The sequence below is a fragment of the Sphingobacterium cavernae genome, from assembly GCF_008520265.1.
GTDB lineage: Bacteria > Bacteroidota > Bacteroidia > Sphingobacteriales > Sphingobacteriaceae > Sphingobacterium > Sphingobacterium cavernae.
In genome coordinates this window covers 38019-60436 of sequence record NZ_VIQM01000020.1, presented here as the reverse complement: position 1 = coordinate 60436, position 22418 = coordinate 38019, and the positions used below count along the sequence as shown (strand labels likewise).

The following is a 22418-nucleotide window of genomic DNA, read 5'->3' as shown; positions in this document are numbered from 1 at the left end:
TTAAGTTTTTAATTTAAGAATTTGTTCTGCACAATAATTCCCCATGCTAAAGCAAGCTTGCAACAGGTAGCCCCCTGTAGGCGCTTCCCAATCCAACATCTCACCAATACAGTATACATTCGGGTATTTCGCAAGGGCTAATGCTTGATTTAATTCATCAAAGTGCACACCTCCTGCAGTAGAGATCACTTCGTCTATCGGTCTATAACTTTCTACTTGAATGGGATATGCTTTGATTGCATTCGCCAAAAGATTTGGATTGGTATAGGTTTCTTTATTTAACCTTTTGAGTAAAATTAGAATTACCTTATTGAATTTGAGTTTGTTCTTCAAAACTTCACTCGTCTTAGGTGAAGTTTTGAATAATTGTGTAATTGATTCTTCCGAATAATTCGGTTTAAAATCAATATGAATGGTCAGTGGAAAGGAGTGAGGGCGTGTAAATCTATTCATGTAATAAATAGGACTTCCTTCGATTCCGTAATTTGTAAATACGATTTCTCCTTTTTTGCGTATATCTCCAAATCGAACTTCTATATTTTTAAGTACTTGTCCTTCAAGTTCTGCATAGTCTGCTGAGGTATTATATCCCGAGTTTGCTGCAGCTAATGGATTTATTTCTATTCCTTTTTTAGCTAAGATGGGAATCCATTTGGCATCAGAGCCTGTTTTCGACCATGAGCCACCACCCAATGCAAGAATTAGTGTTGAAAACGCTTTCTCCACGAGAGTTCCATTATTATCTAAAATAACTTTGCTATCATCAAAATCCAAAAACTTATGCGCGTAATGCATTTGCACGCCTAACTGTTGCAATCTGTCCAACCAAACTTGCAGCACTTGAATTGGTTTTATTGACTTTATTGGAAAAATTTTGCCTGAACTACCGACATAGGTTTCAATGCCTAATTCTCTCAACCATACTACTGTTTGTTCATTATCGAAGGATGTTATGACAGGTTGCAATTCATGTTTATCATACTTGAATACAAACTCGGCTATTGGTTCGCAGTGAGTTAAGTTAAATCCTCCATGCCCTGCAACTAGGAATTTACGTGCGGCAGCTTTATTTTGCTCATAAATATGCACTTCTTTTCCTGCTTCAGCAAGTCGCTGAGCAGCCATTAATCCAGCAGGACCTGCGCCAATAATTATAATAGGAGCTTTTTGCATTGCAGACAAAAATACAATTTTAGAATTGTGATAAACTGAAATAATGAATATTCTTATGCTTGATAAACGTTATCTCGTTTATTCCACTAAAACTCCGTTTCTTTGCATCATGAACTATTTTGATGAGCAGATTGCTCTTTTGGAAACAGAAAAACAGGTTGATTTTACATTACATGAAAATTTGTTGTTGCGCAGTTCTTTGCAAAAACGCAGAGTACAAGGTGTAAGTTGGTTTCCAATTGTTTTATCAGGTAGTGAAATAGGTAGAGGTGACTACCTTACGATTACCATCCAAAGAACTAATTTTTTAGAAGAGGGGCATAAATTCCGTTTTGGGATGCCTGTAGCTTTATTCTCCAATCATGATCCTTCGGAAGATCGCCTCGAGGGCATTATCAATTATGTGAGTAGAGATACGATGCGCATATCTGTTCGGGTGGATGAATTACCCGATTGGACGCGTAGCGGTAAGTTGGGTGTGGATCTATTGTTTGATGAGCATTCATACCGTGAGATGTTTGATGCGCTAAAGGAGGCAAAACAGCAATTGATGGATGCTAAAAATTCCAATCTCGTACCGCTATTGGTACAGGGAAAGGATGATTTTGATACCACCATTACGGATCATTTTTATAGTAACCATGATTTGAATGAAAGTCAAAATGCGGCAATCAATCAGCTGTTGAGTCAGAAGCCTTTGGTACTCCTGCATGGCCCTCCGGGGACAGGAAAGACCACGACGTTGATTGCGGGCATTCAAGCTTTATTGAAAGCCGAAAGAAAGCAAATTTTGGTCGTAGCTCCTAGTAATACGGCAGTTGATTTGTTAAGTGAGAGATTAGTTGAAAAAGGAATTAACGTGCTGCGCATGGGTAATCCAGTTCGTGTTTCCGAACATTTGCAAAATCTTACACTTGACGCTAAAATGGATAGCCATGCTGCGAATAAAGAACGCAAAAATCTAGAGAAGCAATCACGTGCTTATACCGATATGGCGCATAAGTACAAACGCAGTTTTGGTAGATCAGAGCGCGAACAACGCAAAGCTCTTTTTGATGAGGCGCGTAAAATTCGCAGAGAAATTGATAAAATACAAGATTACATAATTGATGATGTATTGGATAATGTTGAAGTCATAACAGCTACATTGGTAGGTTCAAATCATCCAAATATCCGAGCTGGACAGTACGAAACTGTAATAATCGATGAGGCTGCTCAATCTCTCGAAGCTGCATGTTGGATTCCGATTTTGAAAGCCAATCGACTTATCATGGCGGGTGACCATTGTCAACTTCCTCCAACTGTAAAGTCTTCCACAAAGTCGCATGAGGGATTGTATAATACCTTATTCGAAAAACTTGTGACACGTTTTCCTTCTGCTGTTTCATTATTGGATGTACAGTACAGGATGAATGCTCAAATCATGCATTATCCTTCACTTGTGTTATACGAAGGAAAATTGAGGGCTGCTCCGACAGTGGAGAATTGGACTTTGCGTCATGATACTAAGCCATTTGTTTTTATCGATACGGCTGGGGCAGGGCATGAGGAATTAATAGAAGAAAATGCGATTTCAAATAAAGATGAAGCATTATTTCTTTTACGGCATTTGAAGGAATACATTGCTACACTTTCTAAAGAATACAATGCGGAAGACTTTCCTAAAATTGGCATTATAGCACCGTATCGAAAACAGTCACATATTTTGAAGGAACTAATCTATGCCGATGACTATCTTCAATCTTTTCATTCTTTTTTACAAATCCATACGATTGATAGTTTTCAAGGGCAAGAGAAGGATATTATTTACATCAGTTTAACAAGAAGCAATTCGAACCAACAAATCGGTTTCTTGTCGGATATTCGACGAATGAATGTTGCAATGACGCGAGCAAAAAAGAAACTGATTCTCATAGGAGATAGTGGTACAGTGGGGCAACATGATTTCTACAAGGGCATGCTGGATTATGTGACGTCATTGGATCAGTACCACAGCGTGTGGGAGTGGGCTGAATAACATTACGCGACAATCTTAACTATTCACTTGTTAGTCTTCATGATTATCAACCTTGTTTGGATTGGGGGGAAGAGGGCTTTTGTCGTTTTCAGGACGTTTGCTTGTATCGCTTTCTACCTTGGTGTTTTCTTCTTTATTCTTCGCAAAGTTTTCTTTCTTATAGGGATCTTTTTCTGATGAATTTTTGCTGTGCTCTGTATTATTCTTTTTCATAGTCTAATGTAATGGAATATGGAAAGAACATTTGTTTCGGAAAATAGTTTATTTCGGAATATGATTCGTGGATATTAATTACTATAAATGACTCTATTTCACTATTTTCGCCAAAATACAAATGTCTAATCCTATAGTGATTAGACATTTGTGGGAAACTTTTCAATAAATTTAGACTAAGATTTTTTCAATTTTAAATTGAATGATCCCTCAGAAATTTGTTTTATAGTATTGTCTGAATTATTTTTTGCTTTGAACTCGAATGTACCTTTTACGTGTGTATCTGTCACCTCAGCTACAGTAACTTTGCCCACTTCGTTACCTACTGTATACGGTGCTTGCCAAATTTTTACTTGCGAATTCATCGGGTTGCTTAGGTTTACAGTCGTTTCGGTATAGCTCCCAGAAACTGCGATACTGTTTGAGCCGCCAATAGGATATACCCCTTTGCCTTCAAAACCATTAATCACAAAGACAAAAGCTTTGCTGTTTGTTCCTGCGGAATTCCCTTGAAGTGTTAATGTTCCTACACGTGTTACCAAGTTAGCTGCACCAGTTATTGATTCCGTTGTAACCCAATTGCCATCTACTTTGGCTTTGACAACGCCTTCACCTGCGCTTGAATTTCCGCCTTCTGCATCATCTTTTTTACAAGCTTTAAAAGCGAAAAAAATAGCTACTAAAGCATAGGTCATAAATTGTAATGTTGTTCTCATATTTGTTAGTTTTTGATTTTTTATAAATACCTTTGGTTTAAATCAATTAATAATTGCTATACAAATTTGAGATAAGTTTCTTTATGGTTAAATACGCAGTTTGTCGTATTTTTACTAAAAAACAAAAAATCCTCCCAGACATTTAAAATAGAAGGATTAAGTTTTTGTGAATTTAAAAATCTAACTACCAGCTATTGGAGAGCCAAATATTCCTACAGCCATCTCAGCCCATATAAGTAAACCAAGAATTAGTACAATAGCCAAAAATAGTAATTTTTGCATTTTTGTTGAAGTTAATTTAAACACCAATTCTATACTTAAGCCAACTATTGCAAGGAGTATACCCGCAATTATAAAATCAGATATTGTCCAGTTTACCTCGTGCGAAAATTGCATTCCAATTAATGGCAATAATAATATAAATCCGATTACCGAAAGTATTATAGTTCTTCTTTTGTTCAAGATCATATGCATAATGTTTTGTGTTTATGTTTAAATAAAAGTACTTTGATGCACAAAGTAAGTTATAAATTATTAATTTCAAAAACTTTAGAAAATATTTAACATTTAGTGGCTTAGAGGATAGGATATACAATAGAGTAATTTATATTTGTAGTTTAGGTATTAAGAATCAAGCGTTCAATCGCTAACAAAACATTTAGATAATGCAATTAGTCTACAAAGGAAAAACTAAAGATGTGTATAGCTTGGATAATGACCAAGTGTTGTTAAAATTCAAAGATGATGTAACAGGTGAGAATGGTGTATTTGATCCAGGTGCTAATACAGTTGGATTGACCATCGAAGGTGCGGGTAAGTCTGGCTTGAAAATGACGAAATATTTCTATGAGAAACTAAATTCATTAGGAATTCCTACACATTTTGTATCTGCTGATATCGACGCCGTTGAGATGGTAGTAAAGCGTGCAAATGTATTTGGCAAGGGCTTGGAAGTTATTTGTCGCTACAAGGCTGTAGGAAGTTTCTTTAGAAGATATGGGGCTTATTGCGAATCGGGGCAACCTCTTGATCGTTTTGTAGAGGTGACAATCAAAGATGATGAAAGAGGAGATCCTACTATTTCAGCAGATGCTTTGGAAATGTTGGGAATTTTAACACAAGAAGAATATCAAACTTTAAAAGGTTTGACACAACAAATTTGTGATATTATCAAATCAGAATTAGCTGCTAAAGAATTAGAATTATACGATATCAAATTAGAATTTGGTCGTGATGCTGTAACAAATGAAATTATCTTAATTGATGAAATCTCTGGTGGCAATATGCGTGTTTACAAAAATGGTACTTACATTGAACCACTAGCTCTAGAAAAAGACTTTTTGGGAGTTTAGAAAGTTAAAATCATTAAAAACAGTAAGAGCTTCTAGATTTTAGAAGCTCTTACTGTATATTAGTTTATGTTTTCTAAATAATCTGAAACGATTTGTCCCAATTTCCTAGAAATCTTACTTAGAATATTTTCCCAATCTTTGACTGTGCCATCACAATTGTCCGATACAATCTTTATCATGTAAAGAGGCAACTGATGTTGGTAACAAAAGTCTGCCAAAGCATAGGCTTCCATATCGAAAGCTTCTGCGTTTAAATCTTTTATATCTTGGTAAAACGCTGTAGTCGTATTAATAAATCGATCGGAAGTTAATAATGCTTTGTTATAATCGAATTCTTCTAATTCTACAGATTTAATTATACCATTGCCAACTAAGAACTTCGTGTTTTCTAAGAAAAATCCTTCTGTATAAGCATCTCCCTGCGCAAAATAGGTTGGATATAATACGTGCTCAATAGGATATTTGACCGAACCCACTGTACCTACATTTATTAAAATTGGATTAATCTCCAATTCTTTCATTATTAGATACAATTTAGACAAAGAAATTACTGAATTAACTTTTCCAACACCAATTTCATAAATAGCAATCGAATCATCTATTATATCGAAATCCAGTTCGTTTTTATTAGCTACTAAAATGACAGTTTTAATATTCTTATTAAGGGTCATTTATGCTTCTTTGATATAAGGATATTCGAATTCTAACTCTCCCGCATTAATCAAGTTTAAATAGTTCTGACAAGCTTTTAACGTATTTTCGAAGTCCATAAAAGTGTAGTTTCCACAGCTAATTGGATTTTGGAAAGGAACTTCGTATCCTTCCTCCAAAATAATTCCCAAAACTTCTTTCATCAACGTTTGGATATCCTGAGGCGTTCTACTAGTACCTGTTAATACCACATAAAAGCCTGTGCAACATCCCATAGGACCTACATAAATAACTTCGTCACCTAGAATTGTACGAATTTCTGTTGCAAAACAATGCTCCAATGTATGCATTACTTCTGGAGAAAGCATTCTTTCAGGAGAATTCGGACGAATCATACGAATGTCGTATGTTGTATAAGCGTTTATAGCTGATTCATTTGTTTTGGACGCTTTGGCGTATATACCTTGTTTTAATATAGTGTGATCTACAATAAAACTATTTACTACAGCTTTTTCTTTTGTATACATCTTCTTTTGGATAATGTTATAATCAATGATTAGGTTGATTGATAACGTATTTTACATTAAAATTTACATTAAAATTTACATTGTCTTGCCTTATAGGAAGACCTCTACAAAGATAACAAATTAATTTTTTACAGAATAACGGTGATTTATCTGTGATTTATCTGTGATATTGCTGCTTAACCAAGAATATTAGCTGTATCGTAATGCTCTACAGTAGGCATTGGGTCGTAGTAATCATGCAATAATTTTGCCCACTCTTGGAACAATTCTGATTGGAAAAATGTTACAGTATGGTCTTCTAAATTTTCCCATTCCACGAATTGAATGTATTCATTACTTACTTCTAGACTTTTGTGTAGGGAATGTTTGATATAGCCTTTACTCGCAGAAATATATTGTGCAGCAATTTTATAATCACGTTCAAAGTTTTCTTGTTGTCCTTCTTTAACTGTTAGTTTTACTACTTCTAATACCATAGTTTTTATTGATTTATATGTTGAATTTTAAAGATAGTTTAAAACCAAATATAAAAAAACATAAACATAATAAGTTATCAAATTGATTTATTCGGTAATAAATGCATAGGAAGAAATAAGCACTTCTTGACCACCTATGTTTTTTATATAGACCCTTTCGGCCAATTTGTGCCAAAGCCATTTTTTACCATATTCATTATCAAATATTGGATTAGATAATTCATATTCTTCAAATTCATCAAAGGATAAAGCATTAATAGGCTCAAAAAAGCTGACAGCATAAAAATATCGCCAAAAATCAATCATAAGACTTGCAGCGTTAATATCTACTTCTAATTTAAAGAGGCTTACAGATACATCTTCCCTTATATCATGGATTTTTCTGTAGTTTTTGGCATTAAAGATTCTACTTCGCCTTTTTTCAATATCAGATAAAATCTTGTCTTCAGTTAAATTTTTTTTTCTATAAAAATTAAAATAGAGTATTGTTCCAATTGGAAACGTCTTAGTAAACCATTCTTTAAAATGAACGATTCCTTCAGGTGTATTAGAATCGACGTTTATAATTTTTAATGGTGGCTGAATCAAATATATCAAAAAAAATCCTCCTACGCTTTGCAGTGCAGGAGGATTCCAAATATTACAATTTGTCCAACTTATTTTTTATTACTCACACACCACTCTTTAGCATTTACAAATGCTTCTAACCAAGGTGTTACTTCGTCTTTACGACCTGCTGGGTAATTCGCCCAGTTCCATTGGAAGATCGAACGCTCGATATGTGGCATTGTCACCAAGTGACGCCCTGTAGCATCACACATCATCGCTGTGTTGAAGTCCGAACCGTTTGGATTGTGTGGATATTGTTCGTACGCATATTTCGCGACGATGTTATATTTCTCTTCTGCGTAAGGTAATTTGAATTTACCTTCGCCGTGTGAAATCCAAACTCCCAAAGTCGAACCAGCTAATGTTTTTAACATGATCGAATTGTTGTCTTGCACTTTCACTGATACGAAGTTAGATTCGTGTTTACCCGATGTATTGTGTGTCATTTTACCGTGAATCTCATGGTCTGGATTGATTAAATCCAATTCCATCCACAATTGACAACCGTTACAGATACCTACAGACATCGTATCAGGACGAGCGAAGAATTTTTCTAAAGCGATTTTTGCTTTCTCGTTGTATTTGAAAGCACCAGCCCAACCTTTAGCCGAACCCAATACATCCGAATTAGAGAAACCACCCACTGCACCTACGAATTGAATATCTTCCAATGTCTCACGACCTGAAATTAAATCCGTCATGTGTACATCTTTCACATCAAATCCTGCTAAGAACATCGCATTCGCCATTTCACGCTCAGAGTTCGAACCTTTCTCGCGAATGATAGCTGCTTTAGGCTTTTCGACAGGGCTCAAAGTGACATTGTCAGACTGAGCTTGTCGAAGTCTACCGTCAAATTGAGCAGGGAATGTAAACGCTAATGGTTGATTTTTATAGTTGTTGTAACGCTCCTCAGCCATACCATTCTTAGATTGTTTTTGATCCAATAAGTAGGATGTTTTGTACCAAGTGTCACGCGTTTCAGTTACGTTGAATGTGAACGTATCTGAGTTATTTTTGATTGTAACGTCAGCACCTTCAATCGCTTGACCGATTTTCACTGCTTCGATACCAGCTTTTGTTAATGTTGCTTCGAAAGCTGCATCATCTTTTGCTTGTAATACTACTGCAATGTTTTCGTTGAATAATACTTTTACCGTATCCGCTTCACCTAAACCAGATAAATCATAGTTAGCCGCCAATTTCACATCCGCAAAAGTCATTTCCAATAAAGTAGTCACTAAACCACCAGAACCAACGTCATGACCTGCTTCGATTTGACCAGCTTGAATTAAATCTTGAATTGTGTTGAATGCTGTTTTGAAGTAAGCTGAATCTTGAATCGTAGGAACTTCTTTACCAATCTTATTCAAGATTTGAGCGAATGAAGAACCTCCTAATTTGAAACAATCTTTCGATAAATTGATATAATAGATCGAACCTGCATTTTTAGATAAAACCGGCTCTATTACTTTAGTAATATCCGTACAGTTACCCGCAGCAGAGATGATCAAAGTACCTGGAGCGATTACATTTTCGCCATTCGGATACTTTTGTTTCATCGATAATGAATCTTTACCCGTTGGGATATTGATACCTAATTCTATAGCAAAATCCGAACAAGCTTTTACCGCTTTGTACAAACGCGCATCTTCACCTTCATTGTTACAAGCCCACATCCAGTTCGCTGATAAAGAAACACCAGCTAAACCATTTTTGATAGGCGCAAATACTAAGTTAGATAAAGATTCTGCAATCGCTGTACGGCTACCCGCAGCAGGATCTACGATAGCAGCTATTGGAGAATGACCTACAGTCGTAGCGATACCTTCTTTACCTTTGAAGTCTAATGCCATTACACCCACATTGTTCAATGGTAATTGCAAAGGACCAGCACATTGTTGTTTCGCTACACGACCACCTACACAACGGTCAACTTTATTTGTTAACCAATCTTTAGCTGCAACAGCTTCTAATTGTAATACGTTTTTTAAGTAAGTAGGAACATCAGCTACATTATATTCTAAATCTGCGTAATTTCTTACGACAGTGTTGTCTTTCATATACGTTTTTGGAGAAGAACCGAAGAAATCTTCTAAGGCATAATCCATTGGTTTTTCACCAGTTGTTTTCGATTGGAAAGTAAATCTATGGTCTCCTGTTACATCACCTACAGTGTACATAGGCGCACGTTCACGTTCTGCCACACGTTGTAATGTTTCGATATCTTTTTCGGCAATCACTAAGCCCATACGCTCTTGTGATTCGTTACCAATAATTTCCTTTGCAGAAAGCGTTGGATCACCCACAGGCAATTTGTCTAAATCGATTAAACCACCAGTTTCTTCAACCAATTCAGACAAACAGTTTAAGTGTCCACCTGCACCGTGGTCGTGGATTGAAACAATAGGGTTGTTATCTGATTCTACTAAACCACGAATAGCGTTTGCCGCACGTTTTTGCATTTCAGGGTTAGAACGTTGAATCGCATTTAATTCGATGCCTGATCCGAAAGCACCTGTGTCCGCAGATGATACAGCAGCACCTCCCATACCGATACGGTAATTTTCACCACCTAGGATAACGATTTTATCGCCTGTTTGAGGAGTATGTTTTTTAGCTTGGTCTAATTTACCATAACCCACACCACCAGCTTGCATGATTACTTTATCGTAGCCTAATTTGCGACCTTCTTCTTCGTGTTCGAATGTTAAAACAGAGCCTGTGATTAATGGTTGACCGAATTTGTTACCAAAATCAGAAGCACCGTTTGACGCTTTGATTAAGATATCCATTGGCGTTTGGTATAACCATTCACGCTCTTGTACAGCATCTTCCCAAGGTCTGTCTTGCAACAAACGCGAGTAAGCCGTCATATAAATCGCTGTACCAGCCAATGGCAATGCACCTTGACCACCAGCTAGGCGGTCACGAATCTCACCACCCGAACCAGTAGCAGCACCAGAGAATGGCTCTACCGTAGTAGGGAAGTTGTGTGTTTCTGCTTTTACAGAAAGAACTGAGTCAAATTCTTTCTCTTCGTAGAAATCTGGCTTGTCCGCAGATTTGGGGGCAAATTGCGTTACGCGTGGACCTTTCACGAAAGCCACGTTATCTTTATAAGCTGAAATAATCTCGTTAGGATTTGTTTCAGATGTTTTCTTAATTAATTTGAATAAAGAAGTAGGTTGTTCTTCGCCATCAATGATAAATGTACCATTGAAGATTTTGTGACGACAGTGCTCCGAGTTTGCTTGAGAGAAAGCGAATACTTCAGAATCCGTTAATTTACGACCTAATTTAATCGCTAAATTATTTAAGTATTCTACTTCTTCAGGGTTTAAAGCTAACCCTTCTGCTTTATTATAGGCGTCAATATCGTCGATTTCCAAAATAGGTTCTGGTTCGATATTGATGGTATACATTTCTTGTGTCAAGGCAGCATATTTCTGCGAGATCATTGGATCAAAATCAGAAAAATCTGCTGCTACAGGCTGAAACTCCTCAATGCGAATCAAACCTTGAATACCCATGTTTTGCGTGATTTCTACCGCATTGGTACTCCAAGGCGTAATCATCGCTGCTCTAGGACCTACATAGAAATTGTTAAGGGTTTGTTCGTCAAGTTTTTTGGCGTTGCCGAATAGCCAGTTTAGTTTTGTAATGTCTTCTTGTGATAAAGAGTTAACACTTTGAACAGCATAAACGATGTTCGATGGGTTCTCAAAGAAATGGATCATTATTGTATGTTAGTTTTGAACGTTCTTCAAATTAAAACACAAAAATACGCATTATTTTACAATGATTTGCATGAAAGTAGATTTGTTGGTAAATAGGTGTTTTTAAACATTTCAGCTATAAAGACATCTTTTTAAATATCTACTTATTGTTGTTGTATTGCTCCGCTAAAACATTTAAATTTGATAGAACGACATCTATCATTTGGGATTTAACCGATTATTCAGCAGTTAGATACACTATATTATGCTACTATCTGATTTACTTCCTACTTGAATTCATTTAAATAAATCTAACCCAATTTGAAACATGAAAAGAAAAGATTTTATTAAAAATACTGCGCTTGCATTTGCTGGAATTTCTATTGTTCCACGACATGTGTTAGGCGGCTCAAATTTTTTAGCACCTAGTGATCGCATAAACTTAGGCTATATAGGTGTAGGAAAACAGGTTGGCACTCTTCTAAATGGATTGGGACAATTACCTGAAACAATGGTATTGGCTGCTTCAGATGTAGATAGTCAGAAGTTAGCTCATTTTATTGGACAAGCGAATCGAGTAAACGCAAAAAAAAGCAATAAAGAAGTTGCTGGATATAGGGATTATAGAGAGTTGTTAGAGCGTAAAGACATTGATGCTGTGGTAGTGGCTTCGCCGGATCACTGGCATGCCTTACATGTCATCGATGCAGCTAAGCAAGGCAAAGATGTTTATTGCGAAAAGCCATTGGCGTTGACCATTGATGAGGGGCGCGCAATGTGCAATGCTGTAAATAAATACAAACGCGTACTACAAACAGGAAGTATGCAGCGTTCGCAATACAATTTTAGACAAGCAGTAGAACTAATTCGAAATGGATATATTGGCGACATACATACAATTAATGTGCATGTGGGAGAAGCTGTCAAACAATGCGATTTGCCAACGCTTCCAGTGCCTGAATATTTAGATTGGGATATGTGGGTAGGGCCGTCGCTGTTCAGAGGGTATCATCCAGATTTAGCTCCACCATTGGGATCACCTCAATGGGCTGGCTGGCGCTGGTATAGAGATTTTGGTGGAGGTTACATTTCTGATTGGGGTGCGCATATGTTCGATATTATTCAATGGGCTTTGGATATGGACGATTCAGGACCAACTGAGTTTGTGCCACCAACTTTGCCTGGTGCTTCGTCGGGCTTATATTACAAATATGCAAATGGTCCAACGGTTTATCACAAGAATTGGGGAGAAACAAATGCCATACAATTTATAGGAACAGAAGGTAAGGTGGAAGTTTCAAGATCATTTTTACGTTTCGACAATCCGAAATTAAAAGATTTGAAGTTTAAGTCAAGTGATAAGCGTGTACACTTCTCGGATGATCACTATGCGGATTGGGTGAAGTCCATTAAAAATCGTTCTTTGCCTGTGGCTTCTGTGGAAGTGGGACACCGAACGGCTTCTATTTGTAATGCAGCAAATATAGCTTATGAATTACAAAAGCCTCTTAAATGGGATCCTAAACACGAAATATTTGATAATGCCTTTGCTAATAATATGCGTATGCGTCCTTATCGAGGCAATTGGGATTATACCAATTTTTAATAAACAAAGAAGTCAGTTGCTAGCAACTGACTTCTTTGTTTATTGTAATATCTGTTTTGCAAATTCCATACAGACTTTGACTTCTTGCACGGCATCAGAGTCCGCTGGTATTTTATATTCCAATTCTATCGTCACAGGGATGTTGTATTTTTTGTTTTTCAACAATAACAATATCTTCTTTATTGGTGTGTCACCTTCGCCCCATTTCAAATTCGCTGCCCCGCTTTCTTTGTTTTTGCGATCTTTAAGATGTAGGCTTGAAATTCGTTTGTGGTTATTTTCAATAAAGGCTAATAGAGATTCTGTAGTATTATTTCCGCCAGCAGCAATATAATGGCCACAATCTAAATTTAACGAATTGAATTTATTCTGCTCGAGAGCTATATCCCACGCTAGATCATTTCCTTGCAAATGGTTATGATAACCTACATACATTTTGTACTTCGCGGCAATACGTCCCAATCGTTCAGCGTGTTCTGCATCACCTACGCGGAGTTCGGTTGTTACAGATTTCGCACCTAAAGCTTTTGCCGATCGCATTGCAAAATCTACTTCTTCATCCGTGCTATTTTTATTGAGTAGATTGGGTTTGTAAGCATATATTTTTATGCCTTCTGAATTCAATTTCTTTTTTACTTTCTTGAATTCATTCATCGAGATACTCGATCGCCATTTTTTGATGCTCTCAGGATCGCTTGGTCGACCTAAATAAATTTCTACAGGATCGCCCATTAATTCAACCGCACTAATTCCGCTATTTTTTATTTGTTGGATCAAACTCTCCAAATCTTGTGGCATAGATCGGTATGAGTAAGTAATCACGCCAATTTGTACCCCTCCGAATTTTGAATTTAGCTTTTCAGTGGTCTGTCCAAAGCTATTGGAATTAAGAATTAATACCAAAATGCTAACAATAAAGGTTTTTAACATGATATTTTATTATAGGTTTATGAATATTTTAAAAACTAAAATTAAAAATATTATTGGAAAGTAACACTTTAATACTTAAGTTCGTATCAACTTTAGGGGTGTCTACAATTTTGTAGGCTGAGATCTTACCCTCATAACCTGATCTAGATCATACTAGCGTAGGGAAAAGTGAGATGTCTTCGTGTATTTGCAATCGCAATGTCGTAGCCATTCCTAAAGTTTTATTTTAAAACAAAAACAGGAATGGAACTTACAATCAATCATCAAATTTATTTTTTCGACCAAGAACTTAGTTCTTTAGAAGAATTGGTTTTGTTCAAAACAAAAGGACAAATCAAAGGCGTCGCTGTGGCTTTAAATCAGCGTGTGATTCCCAAATCCCAATGGTCAGAAACCAAAATTCAAAACTACGACAACATTCTTCTGTTGACAGCAACGCAAGGTGGTTAAGTCATTTATATCAAATACACAAAATTATGAGACAAGATCAAATTACAACGACTCCTTTTCCGAATTCCCGAAAGGTATTTATTTCGGGCAATATCCATCCTATAAAAGTCGCTATGCGCGAAATTCAATTGAGTCCTACAAAATTAAGAAATGGTGTGATGGAGATGAATCCTCCTATAACTATTTACGATACATCGGGTCCATATACGGATATCAATGCAGAAATTGATGTGCGTAAGGGACTTCCACGCATTCGCGAACAATGGATTTTGGATAGAGGTGATGTTGAAATCTTACCAGATTTTAGTTCTGAATACGGAAAGGAACGTTTAGCAGACAAGAAACTTGATGAGTTGCGTTTTCAGCATTTGGAAAAGCCTAAAAAAGCTAAAGATGGACAAAATGTAACACAATTGTATTACGCAAAACAGGGAATCATAACTCCTGAAATGGAATATATCGCAATCCGTGAAAATCAACGTCTAGGTCAACTCGAAAGCGCTACTAAAGGAATGGCACATCAACACGCAGGAGAAAGTTTTGGTGCTAATACACCTAAAGGTAAAATTACGCCTGAATTTGTGCGTGCTGAGATAGCTGCTGGACGCGCAATTATACCCAATAATATCAATCACCCAGAGAGCGAACCGATGATAATTGGGCGTAATTTCTTGGTGAAAATCAATGCCAATATTGGAAATAGCGCGGTCACTTCAAGTATTGAAGAAGAAGTGGAAAAAGCGGTTTGGGCTTGCCGTTGGGGGGCGGATACCATAATGGATTTGTCTACTGGTAAAAATATCCACGAAACCCGAGAATGGATTATTCGTAATTCTCCTGTGCCGATTGGTACAGTGCCGATTTACCAAGCTTTAGAAAAAGTCAATGGTGTCGCCGAAGATTTGACATGGGAAATTTTTCGTGACACCTTGATCGAACAAGCGGAGCAAGGTGTTTCCTATTTTACCATACATGCAGGTGTTTTGTTACGCTATATCCATTTGACAGCAAATCGTGTAACGGGAATTGTATCACGTGGTGGTTCAATTATGGCAAAATGGTGTTTGTTTCATCATAAAGAGAATTTCCTTTACACACACTTTGAAGATATCTGCGAAATTATGAAGCAATACGATGTTGCTTTTTCATTGGGAGATGGGTTGCGCCCAGGTGCTATTGCCGATGCAAATGATGCAGCTCAGTTTGCAGAATTGGAAACGTTGGGTGAGTTGACAAAAATCGCGTGGAAGCACGATGTGCAAGTTATGATCGAAGGGCCTGGGCATGTTCCAATGCATTTGATCAAAGAGAATATGGAAAAGCAATTGCAAGAATGCGAAGAAGCTCCATTCTATACTCTAGGGCCATTGACCACGGATATTGCACCGGGGTATGATCATATCACTTCAGCAATTGGCGCGGCAATGATTGGTTGGTATGGTTGCGCGATGTTGTGTTATGTGACACCAAAAGAGCATTTGGGATTACCAAACAAGAAAGATGTCAAAGATGGCGTAATTACATACAAGTTAGCGGCGCATGCTGCGGATCTGGCTAAAGGCCATCCTGGAGCACAATATCGCGACAACGCATTGAGCAAAGCTCGTTTTGAATTTCGTTGGGAAGATCAGTTTAATTTGTCATTAGATCCAGATACAGCACGCGAATTTCATGATGAAACTTTGCCTGCTGATGCTGCTAAAGTCGCACATTTCTGTTCGATGTGTGGCCCGAAATTCTGTTCGATGAAAATCACGCAAGAGATTCGTGATTCTGTGGAAGATGGAATGTTGGAAAAATCAGAAGAGTTTATAGCAAACGGCAAGGAAATTTATTTATGATAGTTGTCATTAGTCCAGAGCATAATTTGCCAAATGAGACTCTTTGGGTCAATAGACTGTTGGAAGCGGGGTTAGAGCGTTTCCATGTTCGTAAACCTTATATGAATGATAGTTCGGTGATTGACTATTTGAAACAAATTGATAGCGCATATTATTCTAAACTTGTTTTGCACGACAGACCTCATGTAGCTACTGACTTTGGCTTGACTCATTTCCATTATAGCCAAAAGCAAAGAAATGAAGTATTCTCAAAACCTAAAGATAACTCATTCTTTTCTACATCAGTTCATGGTATACACGAGTTTAATACTTTAGGTAAATTTTGGGATTCCGCTTTTTTAAGTCCTATTTTTCCAAGTATATCAAAAGCTGGTTATGGGGTCGGGAGCTCTGTTTCAGAACAATTAAAATTTAGGACAAACTATAACACCAAACTTATTGGATTAGGGGGAATAACTCCTCAAAATATGCAAGAAGTATTAGCGAAAGGTGCTGATGGAGTAGCATTATTGGGTGTTATTTGGCAATCCCAAAATCCTTTAGAAACATTTAAGTCATGCAAAAAGTAAGACCGTATGTGCTGTGTATAGGCGGTTTTGATCCTTCCGCAGGAGCAGGTGTATTAGCCGACATCAAGACCTTAGAACAGTTAAAAGTTTTTGGTTTGGCTGTTTTGACCTGCAATACAATACAAACCGAAAATGAATTTATGGCGTTGGATTGGTTTGAAACTGAAATTATACTTGAAGCTATTCAGAGGCTCATGCAAGTTTACCCCATCGAGTATGTAAAAATTGGGGTGGTGAAAAACTCGGATATGCTTGGTCAAATAGTTGATCAATTGCTGTCTATTAATCCGCAATGTAAGATTATTTGGGATACAGTTTTAGGAAGTACTACAGGTTATAATTTGTTTGAAATGGACAATTTGGAGAAATTGAAAGCTGTATTACCTAAGTTGTGTCTTGTAACTCCAAATATATTGGAATATAACATTTTAATCTCTTTTGGTTTAATTGATTCTGTAGGTGGATTGGCTATTCTTCAAAAGGCTGGACACAGCAAAGAAAGGCTTGGTGTAGATATTTTATTTAATAAAAATCAAATCATTAAAATACAGCAAGGTCAAGAAAAATTGCCACAAAAGCATGGTTCAGGATGTGTGTTAGCTAGCGCGATAACAGGTTATATGTCTTTAGGAAATGACTTAGAATCATCGTGCAAATTGGCGAAGAGTTATATAAATAGGTTTTTAAATTCTAATCAGACATTATTAGGATACCATTATGAATAAGATAAGCAAACTACAATATATCTCTCAGGGAAACACTTGGGATGAACAAGCGAACAACATCATCACAGCATTGAATAATGGCGTGAAATGGGTTCAGCTACGCTGGAAAAATGCATCTAAAGAAGAAATTTTTGATCTAGCGCGTCTGGTAAAGGTTTGGTGCATGTCACATAAAGCTAAACTCATAATCAATGACCACGTGGATATTGCGAAATCTATCAATGCCGATGGTGTGCATCTGGGACTAGCAGATATGAAAGTAGTAGAGGCAAAGCAAATATTAGGTGAAGGAAAAATTTATGGAGGAACAGCTAATAAGCTAGAAGATATTTATTTGAGAATGGAAGAAGGTTGTGATTATGTCGGATTAGGGCCATTTAGATTTACATCAACCAAAGAAAAATTAAGTCCGATTTTAGGTTTAGCGGGATATCAACAAATTTTAGATCATCTACATAAATTGAAATCTTTTCCACCCATCATCGCTATTGGCGGTATCTCCTTAGAAGATATTGCGGCATTACAACATGTTGGCGTCTATGGTGTAGCGTTGTCGAAGTATATTACAGAAAATCCATTAGAGGTGTCCCAAATTGAAGCTTTATTATGAAAAACGAACTCAAAATAGCAAATAAAATATTTGATTCAAGGTTATTTCTCGGAACAGGAAAGTTTGGAAATTTAACAGAAATGCAACAGGCGATCGAGATTTCAGGATCTAATTTGGTTACTGTTGCATTACGAAGGGTTGATTTAAAGCAGAATAACCAAGAAAATATTATTCATTATCTCCAACAGACGAAAGTGGATTTGTTACCCAATACCTCGGGAGCAAGGACAGCTGAAGAAGCTATTATGTTGGCTGAGATGGGACGCGATGCGATGGAAACAAATTGGGTGAAACTCGAAATTCACCCTGATCCGCGTTATCTGATGCCTGACCCGATTGAAACATTACTAGCAGCAGAAAAACTAGTTAAAAGTGGATTCGTGGTGTTGCCTTACATTCATGCGGATCCAGTACTTTGCAAACGCTTGGAAGAAGTTGGTACTGCGGCGGTGATGCCTTTAGCTGCGCCCATCGGTAGTAATAAAGGATTGCGAACAATAGATTTTTTAGAAATTATTATTGAGCAAAGTCAAGTTCCTGTTGTCGTAGATGCGGGGTTAGGTGCGCCTTCAGATGCAGCTAAGGCGATGGAATTAGGTGCAGATGCCGTTCTAGTGAATACGGCAATTGCGGTAGCAAGTAATCCTGTCGAAATGGCTTTGGCTTTTAAAGAAGCAACAATTGCGGGTAGAAGAGCTTTTGAGTGCGGTGTGCCTCAAGTGTATCAGTATGCAGAAGCTTCAAGTCCGTTGGATACTTTTTTATTTTAAAAAATTATGCTGGAAACATTTTTAGCTCATTTTGCCAAGTATGATTGGGATGTTGTGAAATCCCAGATCAATCAGGTTTCTGCACAGGATGTCCAAACTGTATTGGCTAAAAGGAAAAAGACCTTACAGGATTTTATGATCTTGTTATCGCCTGTCGCAGCTCACTTTTTACCTCAAATGGCTACGCAATCTCAATTATTGACCCAACAGCGTTTTGGTAAAACTATCCAATTGTTTGCGCCATTGTACTTGAGTAATGAATGCCAAAACATTTGTACGTATTGTGGTTTTAGTTTGGATAATAAGATAAAGCGCAAAACTTTAACCAATATGGAATTGCTTTTGGAAGCTGCAGAACTTAAAACACGCGGGATCGATCATGTGTTGTTGGTAAGTGGGGAAGCAAATCATACTGTCGGTATCGAATTTTTTTTGAATGCGGTTAAATTACTTAAACCTTTATTTTCTAATATTTCGATGGAAGTACAGCCTTTGGAAGAAGATGAATATCGGCTATTGACGGACGCAGGCGTGCATTCGATATTGGTTTACCAAGAGACCTACCACCAAGAAGTATACAAAGCGTATCATCCAAAAGGAAAAAAATCGAACTTTGATTACCGAGCAGAGACGCCTGATCGATTAGGTCGAAGTGAAATGCATAAAATGGGACTTGGTGTGTTGTTGGGTTTAGAAGATTGGCGTGTAGATAGCTATTTCAATGCTTTGCATTTGGATTATTTGCAAAAGAAATATTGGAAAACTAAATATGCTGTTTCATTTCCACGATTAAGACCTGCTGAAGGGGGGATTCATCCGAATTATGAAATTTCGGATCGAGAGCTTTTCCAATTGATTTGTGCTTATAGAATTTGGAATCCTGATTTGGAATTGTCTATTTCTACTCGCGAAAGCGAAGTTTTTCGCAACAATATTATTCGATATGGCGTGACAAGCATGAGCGCCGCTTCCAAAACTAATCCTGGTGGTTATGTTGTAGATCCACAATCTTTAGAACAATTTGAAATTTCGGATGAGCGATCTGTCGCTGATGTCAAATCAGTTATTTTAGGTGCTGGTTATGAACCTTTGTTCAAAGATTGGGAAAGTGTGTTATGATAAAGTCTGATGATAATTTTAATCGTTATAGCCGACAGATTTTTATAGAAGAAGTTGGTGTTGAAGGACAACGCGCCTTATTGAATGCTAAAGTTTTGGTCATAGGTGCGGGAGGCTTGGGTAGTGTTGTGCTTCAATATTTAGCGGCTGGTGGAGTTGGAAAATTAGGAATTGTTGATTTTGATATGGTCGAATGGCATAACTTAAATCGTCAAATTATCCATAAAGAAACTAGTATTGGAAAATATAAAGTCGATAGTGCTTTTGAATTCATAAAGAATTTAAATTCTACTATTGAAGTGGAATGCTTTAATATAAAATTGACCGCGGATAACATTAAGGATATTTTGGAAGATTATGATATAGTACTTGATTGTTCGGATAATTTTTATACAAGGTACTTAATTAATGATACTTGTGTTGTTTTAGATAAAGTACTTGTTTATGGAAGTATCTTTGCTTTTGAAGGGCAGGTTGCTGTATTTAATTTTAGAGGGAGCAAGCATCTGAGAGATGTTTTTCCTGAGCCGCCCGGTCCCGAGATGGTTCCAAATTGTGATGTAAACGGTGTTTTAGGTCCTTTACCTGGTGTAATAGGAAGTATGATGGCTATGCTTTGTGTAGAAATTCTTGTGGGTATAGAGGTGCCAACGAATTCCTTGCTTGTATTTGATTTAAGAAAGTGGCTTTTTACAAAGTTAGAATTCTAATGGAGATAAAGCTTTGGCAGGATACAGCAGGATAATTAAATATAGAAAAGGCTGTAGATTTAATGATTAAATGATTAACCATGAAATCTACAGCCTTACTTAGCATCTTACTAATTTCGATTTTTCAACTCTCAAATGCTTTTGCGCAAAAGAAAAAATCAGCTAATGCTACTAAGAAGCCTATGAACGTGCTTTTTATAGCAACAGATGATATGCGTGCAGACTTGCAAGTGTATGGTCACAAATTAGCAAAGACTCCAAATTTAGATAAGTTGGCAAAAGATGGGGTCCTTTTTGAGAGGGCGTATTGCCAATATCCTCTTTGTGGACCTTCTAGGGCTTCATTACTTACTGGTCGGAAACCAACTACCTCAGGACTATATGGCAACAGAGAATGGTATGGGACTTCATTTCCCGATTGGAAAAGTATACCGATGTATTTCAAAGAACAAGGTTACGTCACCTGGCGTACGGGGAAAATATTTCACGGCGGAATTGACGATACAGACGCCTGGGTAGAAGGAGGCGAGGTAAGGGATCATAATGCGCCAGTTAATACGGACGCACCTTCAGCTGTGTCAACAACGCAGTATTATGCAAATATTTGGAGGTCAGCGCCAAAATTAACAGAGGGGGCTGACTCGTCTGTAAGATCAGATCGTTGGGGAGCTGTAGATGGCGAGGAAGCACAAAATTTGGGAGATACCAAAGTTGGAGATCGCGCTTTGGACTTTATTAGACGTAGTAAAAACCAAAAGGAACCTTTTTTTCTAGCTGTTGGATTCTCTAAACCACATACGCCATTTATAGCACCTAAAGAGTTTTTTGATTTGTATGAAAAGGAAGAGATTCAACTTCCTGTCAATTTCTCTTCTCTTCCTGTTGTTCCAATTGGTTTTCCACAAGGTGCGACACGTCTTAGGAATACAGATTTGTTTATTAATCGCACGGCCTCTGTAGATGAATCAAAAGATTTTATCAAAGCCTATTTAGCATGTATTAGTTATGTGGATTGGAATGTTGGTCGTTTATTAGATGAGTTGGAAAAGCAAGGATTAAGAGAAAATACCCTAATAGTTTTTTGGAGTGATCATGGTTATCAATTGGGTGAAAGAGGTAAATGGTCTAAAGCAGGATCGCTGTGGGAGCAAGGCACGCGCGTTCCTTTTATAATTTATGATCCAAGAGCAAAAGGAAACGGCACGTCATCTTCTCGTACTGTCGAGCTAATTGATATATACCCTACGCTGGTCGAAGCCTGTGGTCTTCCGATGCCATCTGGACTAGATGGCGTAAGCTTAAATCCATTATTGCAAAATCCAAATGCACCTTGGGAAAGACCAGCCTATACAGTTTGGAACGAGCATAGCAAAGGCATTACCGGAGTAGTTGTACGAACAGAACGTTGGCGATATGCCGAATTTTATGGTAATGGTGCAGGAGCATTTCTTACAGATGCTGTACATGATCCGCATGAACTGATTAATTTGGTTGAAAATCCGCAATATAAAGATGTTGTAGCTGAACTTTCTCATTTAGCTCGTGAGTATGTAAAAGGAAAAACCGAACCCACAAAATAATATATTGTATAAATGTAGATAAAGACAGATTCGCCCGGATTTGTCTTTTCTTATT

The 22418-nt window shown here is 37.2% G+C and carries 22 protein-coding genes and 1 riboswitch; of the genes, 12 read left to right on the top strand and 10 right to left on the bottom strand.

Annotated features, from left to right (window positions below):
• The gene (locus FLS47_RS02640; RefSeq protein ID WP_223225102.1) at positions 1-1173 is read right to left on the bottom strand and encodes a BaiN/RdsA family NAD(P)/FAD-dependent oxidoreductase; all 1173 of its coding nucleotides are present in this window, start codon (positions 1171-1173) and stop codon (positions 1-3) included.
• A 43-nt stretch (positions 1174-1216) separates the two neighbouring features.
• On the opposite strand from FLS47_RS02640, the gene FLS47_RS02635 reads away from it, so the two are divergent.
• Positions 1217-3190 carry an AAA domain-containing protein gene (locus FLS47_RS02635; protein ID WP_223225099.1) on the top strand — a complete coding sequence of 658 codons (1974 nt, stop codon included), beginning with the start codon at positions 1217-1219 and terminating at the stop codon, positions 3188-3190.
• A 30-nt stretch (positions 3191-3220) separates the two neighbouring features.
• On the opposite strand, the gene FLS47_RS02630 is transcribed toward FLS47_RS02635, so the two are convergent.
• The 3 genes from FLS47_RS02630 to FLS47_RS02620 all read right to left on the bottom strand — a co-directional run bounded on the left by FLS47_RS02630 (position 3221) and on the right by FLS47_RS02620 (position 4587).
• Positions 3221-3403, bottom strand: coding sequence for a hypothetical protein (locus tag FLS47_RS02630; RefSeq protein WP_149912844.1), 183 nt, complete (start codon positions 3401-3403; stop codon positions 3221-3223).
• A gap of 176 nt (positions 3404-3579) precedes the next feature.
• A complete protein-coding gene (locus tag FLS47_RS02625; protein ID WP_149912843.1) occupies positions 3580-4119 on the bottom strand; it encodes a DUF6252 family protein in 540 nt (179 codons plus the stop codon).
• Between the two features lie 180 nt (positions 4120-4299).
• Entirely contained in the window at positions 4300-4587 is a 288-nt protein-coding gene (locus FLS47_RS02620; protein WP_149912842.1) for a hypothetical protein, read from the bottom strand.
• A 197-nt stretch (positions 4588-4784) separates the two neighbouring features.
• On the opposite strand from FLS47_RS02620, the gene FLS47_RS02615 reads away from it, so the two are divergent.
• Positions 4785-5471 carry a phosphoribosylaminoimidazolesuccinocarboxamide synthase gene (locus FLS47_RS02615; protein ID WP_149912841.1) on the top strand — a complete coding sequence of 229 codons (687 nt, stop codon included), beginning with the start codon at positions 4785-4787 and terminating at the stop codon, positions 5469-5471.
• A 59-nt stretch (positions 5472-5530) separates the two neighbouring features.
• On the opposite strand, the gene FLS47_RS02610 is transcribed toward FLS47_RS02615, so the two are convergent.
• From FLS47_RS02610 to purL, 5 genes are all read right to left on the bottom strand, one after another.
• Positions 5531-6142, bottom strand: coding sequence for a 5'-methylthioadenosine/S-adenosylhomocysteine nucleosidase family protein (locus tag FLS47_RS02610; RefSeq protein WP_149912840.1), 612 nt, complete (start codon positions 6140-6142; stop codon positions 5531-5533).
• Positions 6143-6649, bottom strand: coding sequence for an S-ribosylhomocysteine lyase (locus FLS47_RS02605; protein WP_149912839.1), 507 nt, complete (start codon positions 6647-6649; stop codon positions 6143-6145).
• 176 nt (positions 6650-6825) lie between these two features.
• Positions 6826-7125, bottom strand: coding sequence for an antibiotic biosynthesis monooxygenase family protein (locus FLS47_RS02600; protein WP_149912838.1), 300 nt, complete (start codon positions 7123-7125; stop codon positions 6826-6828).
• An 87-nt stretch (positions 7126-7212) separates the two neighbouring features.
• Positions 7213-7713 (bottom strand): hypothetical protein, encoded by a 501-nt coding sequence (locus tag FLS47_RS02595; protein WP_149912837.1) that lies wholly within the window; start codon positions 7711-7713, stop codon positions 7213-7215.
• Positions 7714-7781: 68 nt separating this feature from the next.
• Positions 7782-11474 carry a phosphoribosylformylglycinamidine synthase gene (purL, locus tag FLS47_RS02590; protein WP_149912836.1) on the bottom strand — a complete coding sequence of 1231 codons (3693 nt, stop codon included), beginning with the start codon at positions 11472-11474 and terminating at the stop codon, positions 7782-7784.
• A gap of 307 nt (positions 11475-11781) precedes the next feature.
• Between purL and FLS47_RS02585 the strand changes: the two genes are divergently transcribed.
• Complete coding sequence (locus FLS47_RS02585; protein WP_149912835.1) at positions 11782-13059, top strand: Gfo/Idh/MocA family protein; 1278 nt, start codon at positions 11782-11784, stop codon at positions 13057-13059.
• 39 nt (positions 13060-13098) lie between these two features.
• On the opposite strand, the gene FLS47_RS02580 is transcribed toward FLS47_RS02585, so the two are convergent.
• Positions 13099-13989: a sugar phosphate isomerase/epimerase family protein gene (locus tag FLS47_RS02580; protein WP_149912834.1), complete on the bottom strand. Its 891-nt coding sequence runs from the start codon at positions 13987-13989 to the stop codon at positions 13099-13101.
• 84 nt (positions 13990-14073) lie between these two features.
• Positions 14074-14171: riboswitch (TPP riboswitch) on the top strand.
• 61 nt (positions 14172-14232) lie between these two features.
• Between FLS47_RS02580 and thiS the strand changes: the two genes are divergently transcribed.
• The 9 genes from thiS (at position 14233) to FLS47_RS02535 (ending at position 22363) form a co-directional block, all read left to right on the top strand.
• Complete coding sequence (gene thiS, locus FLS47_RS02575) at positions 14233-14439, top strand: sulfur carrier protein ThiS (RefSeq protein ID WP_149912833.1); 207 nt, start codon at positions 14233-14235, stop codon at positions 14437-14439.
• 26 nt (positions 14440-14465) lie between these two features.
• Entirely contained in the window at positions 14466-16280 is a 1815-nt protein-coding gene (gene thiC, locus FLS47_RS02570) for a phosphomethylpyrimidine synthase ThiC (protein ID WP_188347340.1), read from the top strand.
• Positions 16277-16849 (top strand): thiamine phosphate synthase, encoded by a 573-nt coding sequence (locus tag FLS47_RS02565; RefSeq protein WP_149912832.1) that lies wholly within the window; start codon positions 16277-16279, stop codon positions 16847-16849. The genes thiC and FLS47_RS02565 overlap by 4 nt, the downstream gene beginning before the upstream one ends.
• Positions 16837-17574, top strand: coding sequence for a hydroxymethylpyrimidine/phosphomethylpyrimidine kinase (locus tag FLS47_RS02560; protein WP_149912831.1), 738 nt, complete (start codon positions 16837-16839; stop codon positions 17572-17574). The genes FLS47_RS02565 and FLS47_RS02560 overlap by 13 nt, the downstream gene beginning before the upstream one ends.
• The gene (gene thiE, locus FLS47_RS02555) at positions 17567-18184 is read left to right on the top strand and encodes a thiamine phosphate synthase (RefSeq protein WP_149912830.1); all 618 of its coding nucleotides are present in this window, start codon (positions 17567-17569) and stop codon (positions 18182-18184) included. The genes FLS47_RS02560 and thiE overlap by 8 nt, the downstream gene beginning before the upstream one ends.
• Positions 18181-18954 carry a thiazole synthase gene (locus FLS47_RS02550; protein ID WP_149912829.1) on the top strand — a complete coding sequence of 258 codons (774 nt, stop codon included), beginning with the start codon at positions 18181-18183 and terminating at the stop codon, positions 18952-18954. Before thiE ends, FLS47_RS02550 begins: the two co-directional genes overlap by 4 nt.
• A 6-nt stretch (positions 18955-18960) precedes the next feature.
• Positions 18961-20073: a 2-iminoacetate synthase ThiH gene (gene thiH / locus FLS47_RS02545; protein ID WP_223225098.1), complete on the top strand. Its 1113-nt coding sequence runs from the start codon at positions 18961-18963 to the stop codon at positions 20071-20073.
• On the top strand, positions 20070-20783 hold the full coding sequence (locus tag FLS47_RS02540; protein ID WP_149912828.1) for a HesA/MoeB/ThiF family protein: 714 nt from the start codon (positions 20070-20072) through the stop codon (positions 20781-20783). The genes thiH and FLS47_RS02540 overlap by 4 nt, the downstream gene beginning before the upstream one ends.
• Positions 20784-20863: 80 nt before the next feature.
• Positions 20864-22363 (top strand): sulfatase, encoded by a 1500-nt coding sequence (locus tag FLS47_RS02535; protein ID WP_149912827.1) that lies wholly within the window; start codon positions 20864-20866, stop codon positions 22361-22363.
• Positions 22364-22418 lie beyond the last annotated feature (55 nt).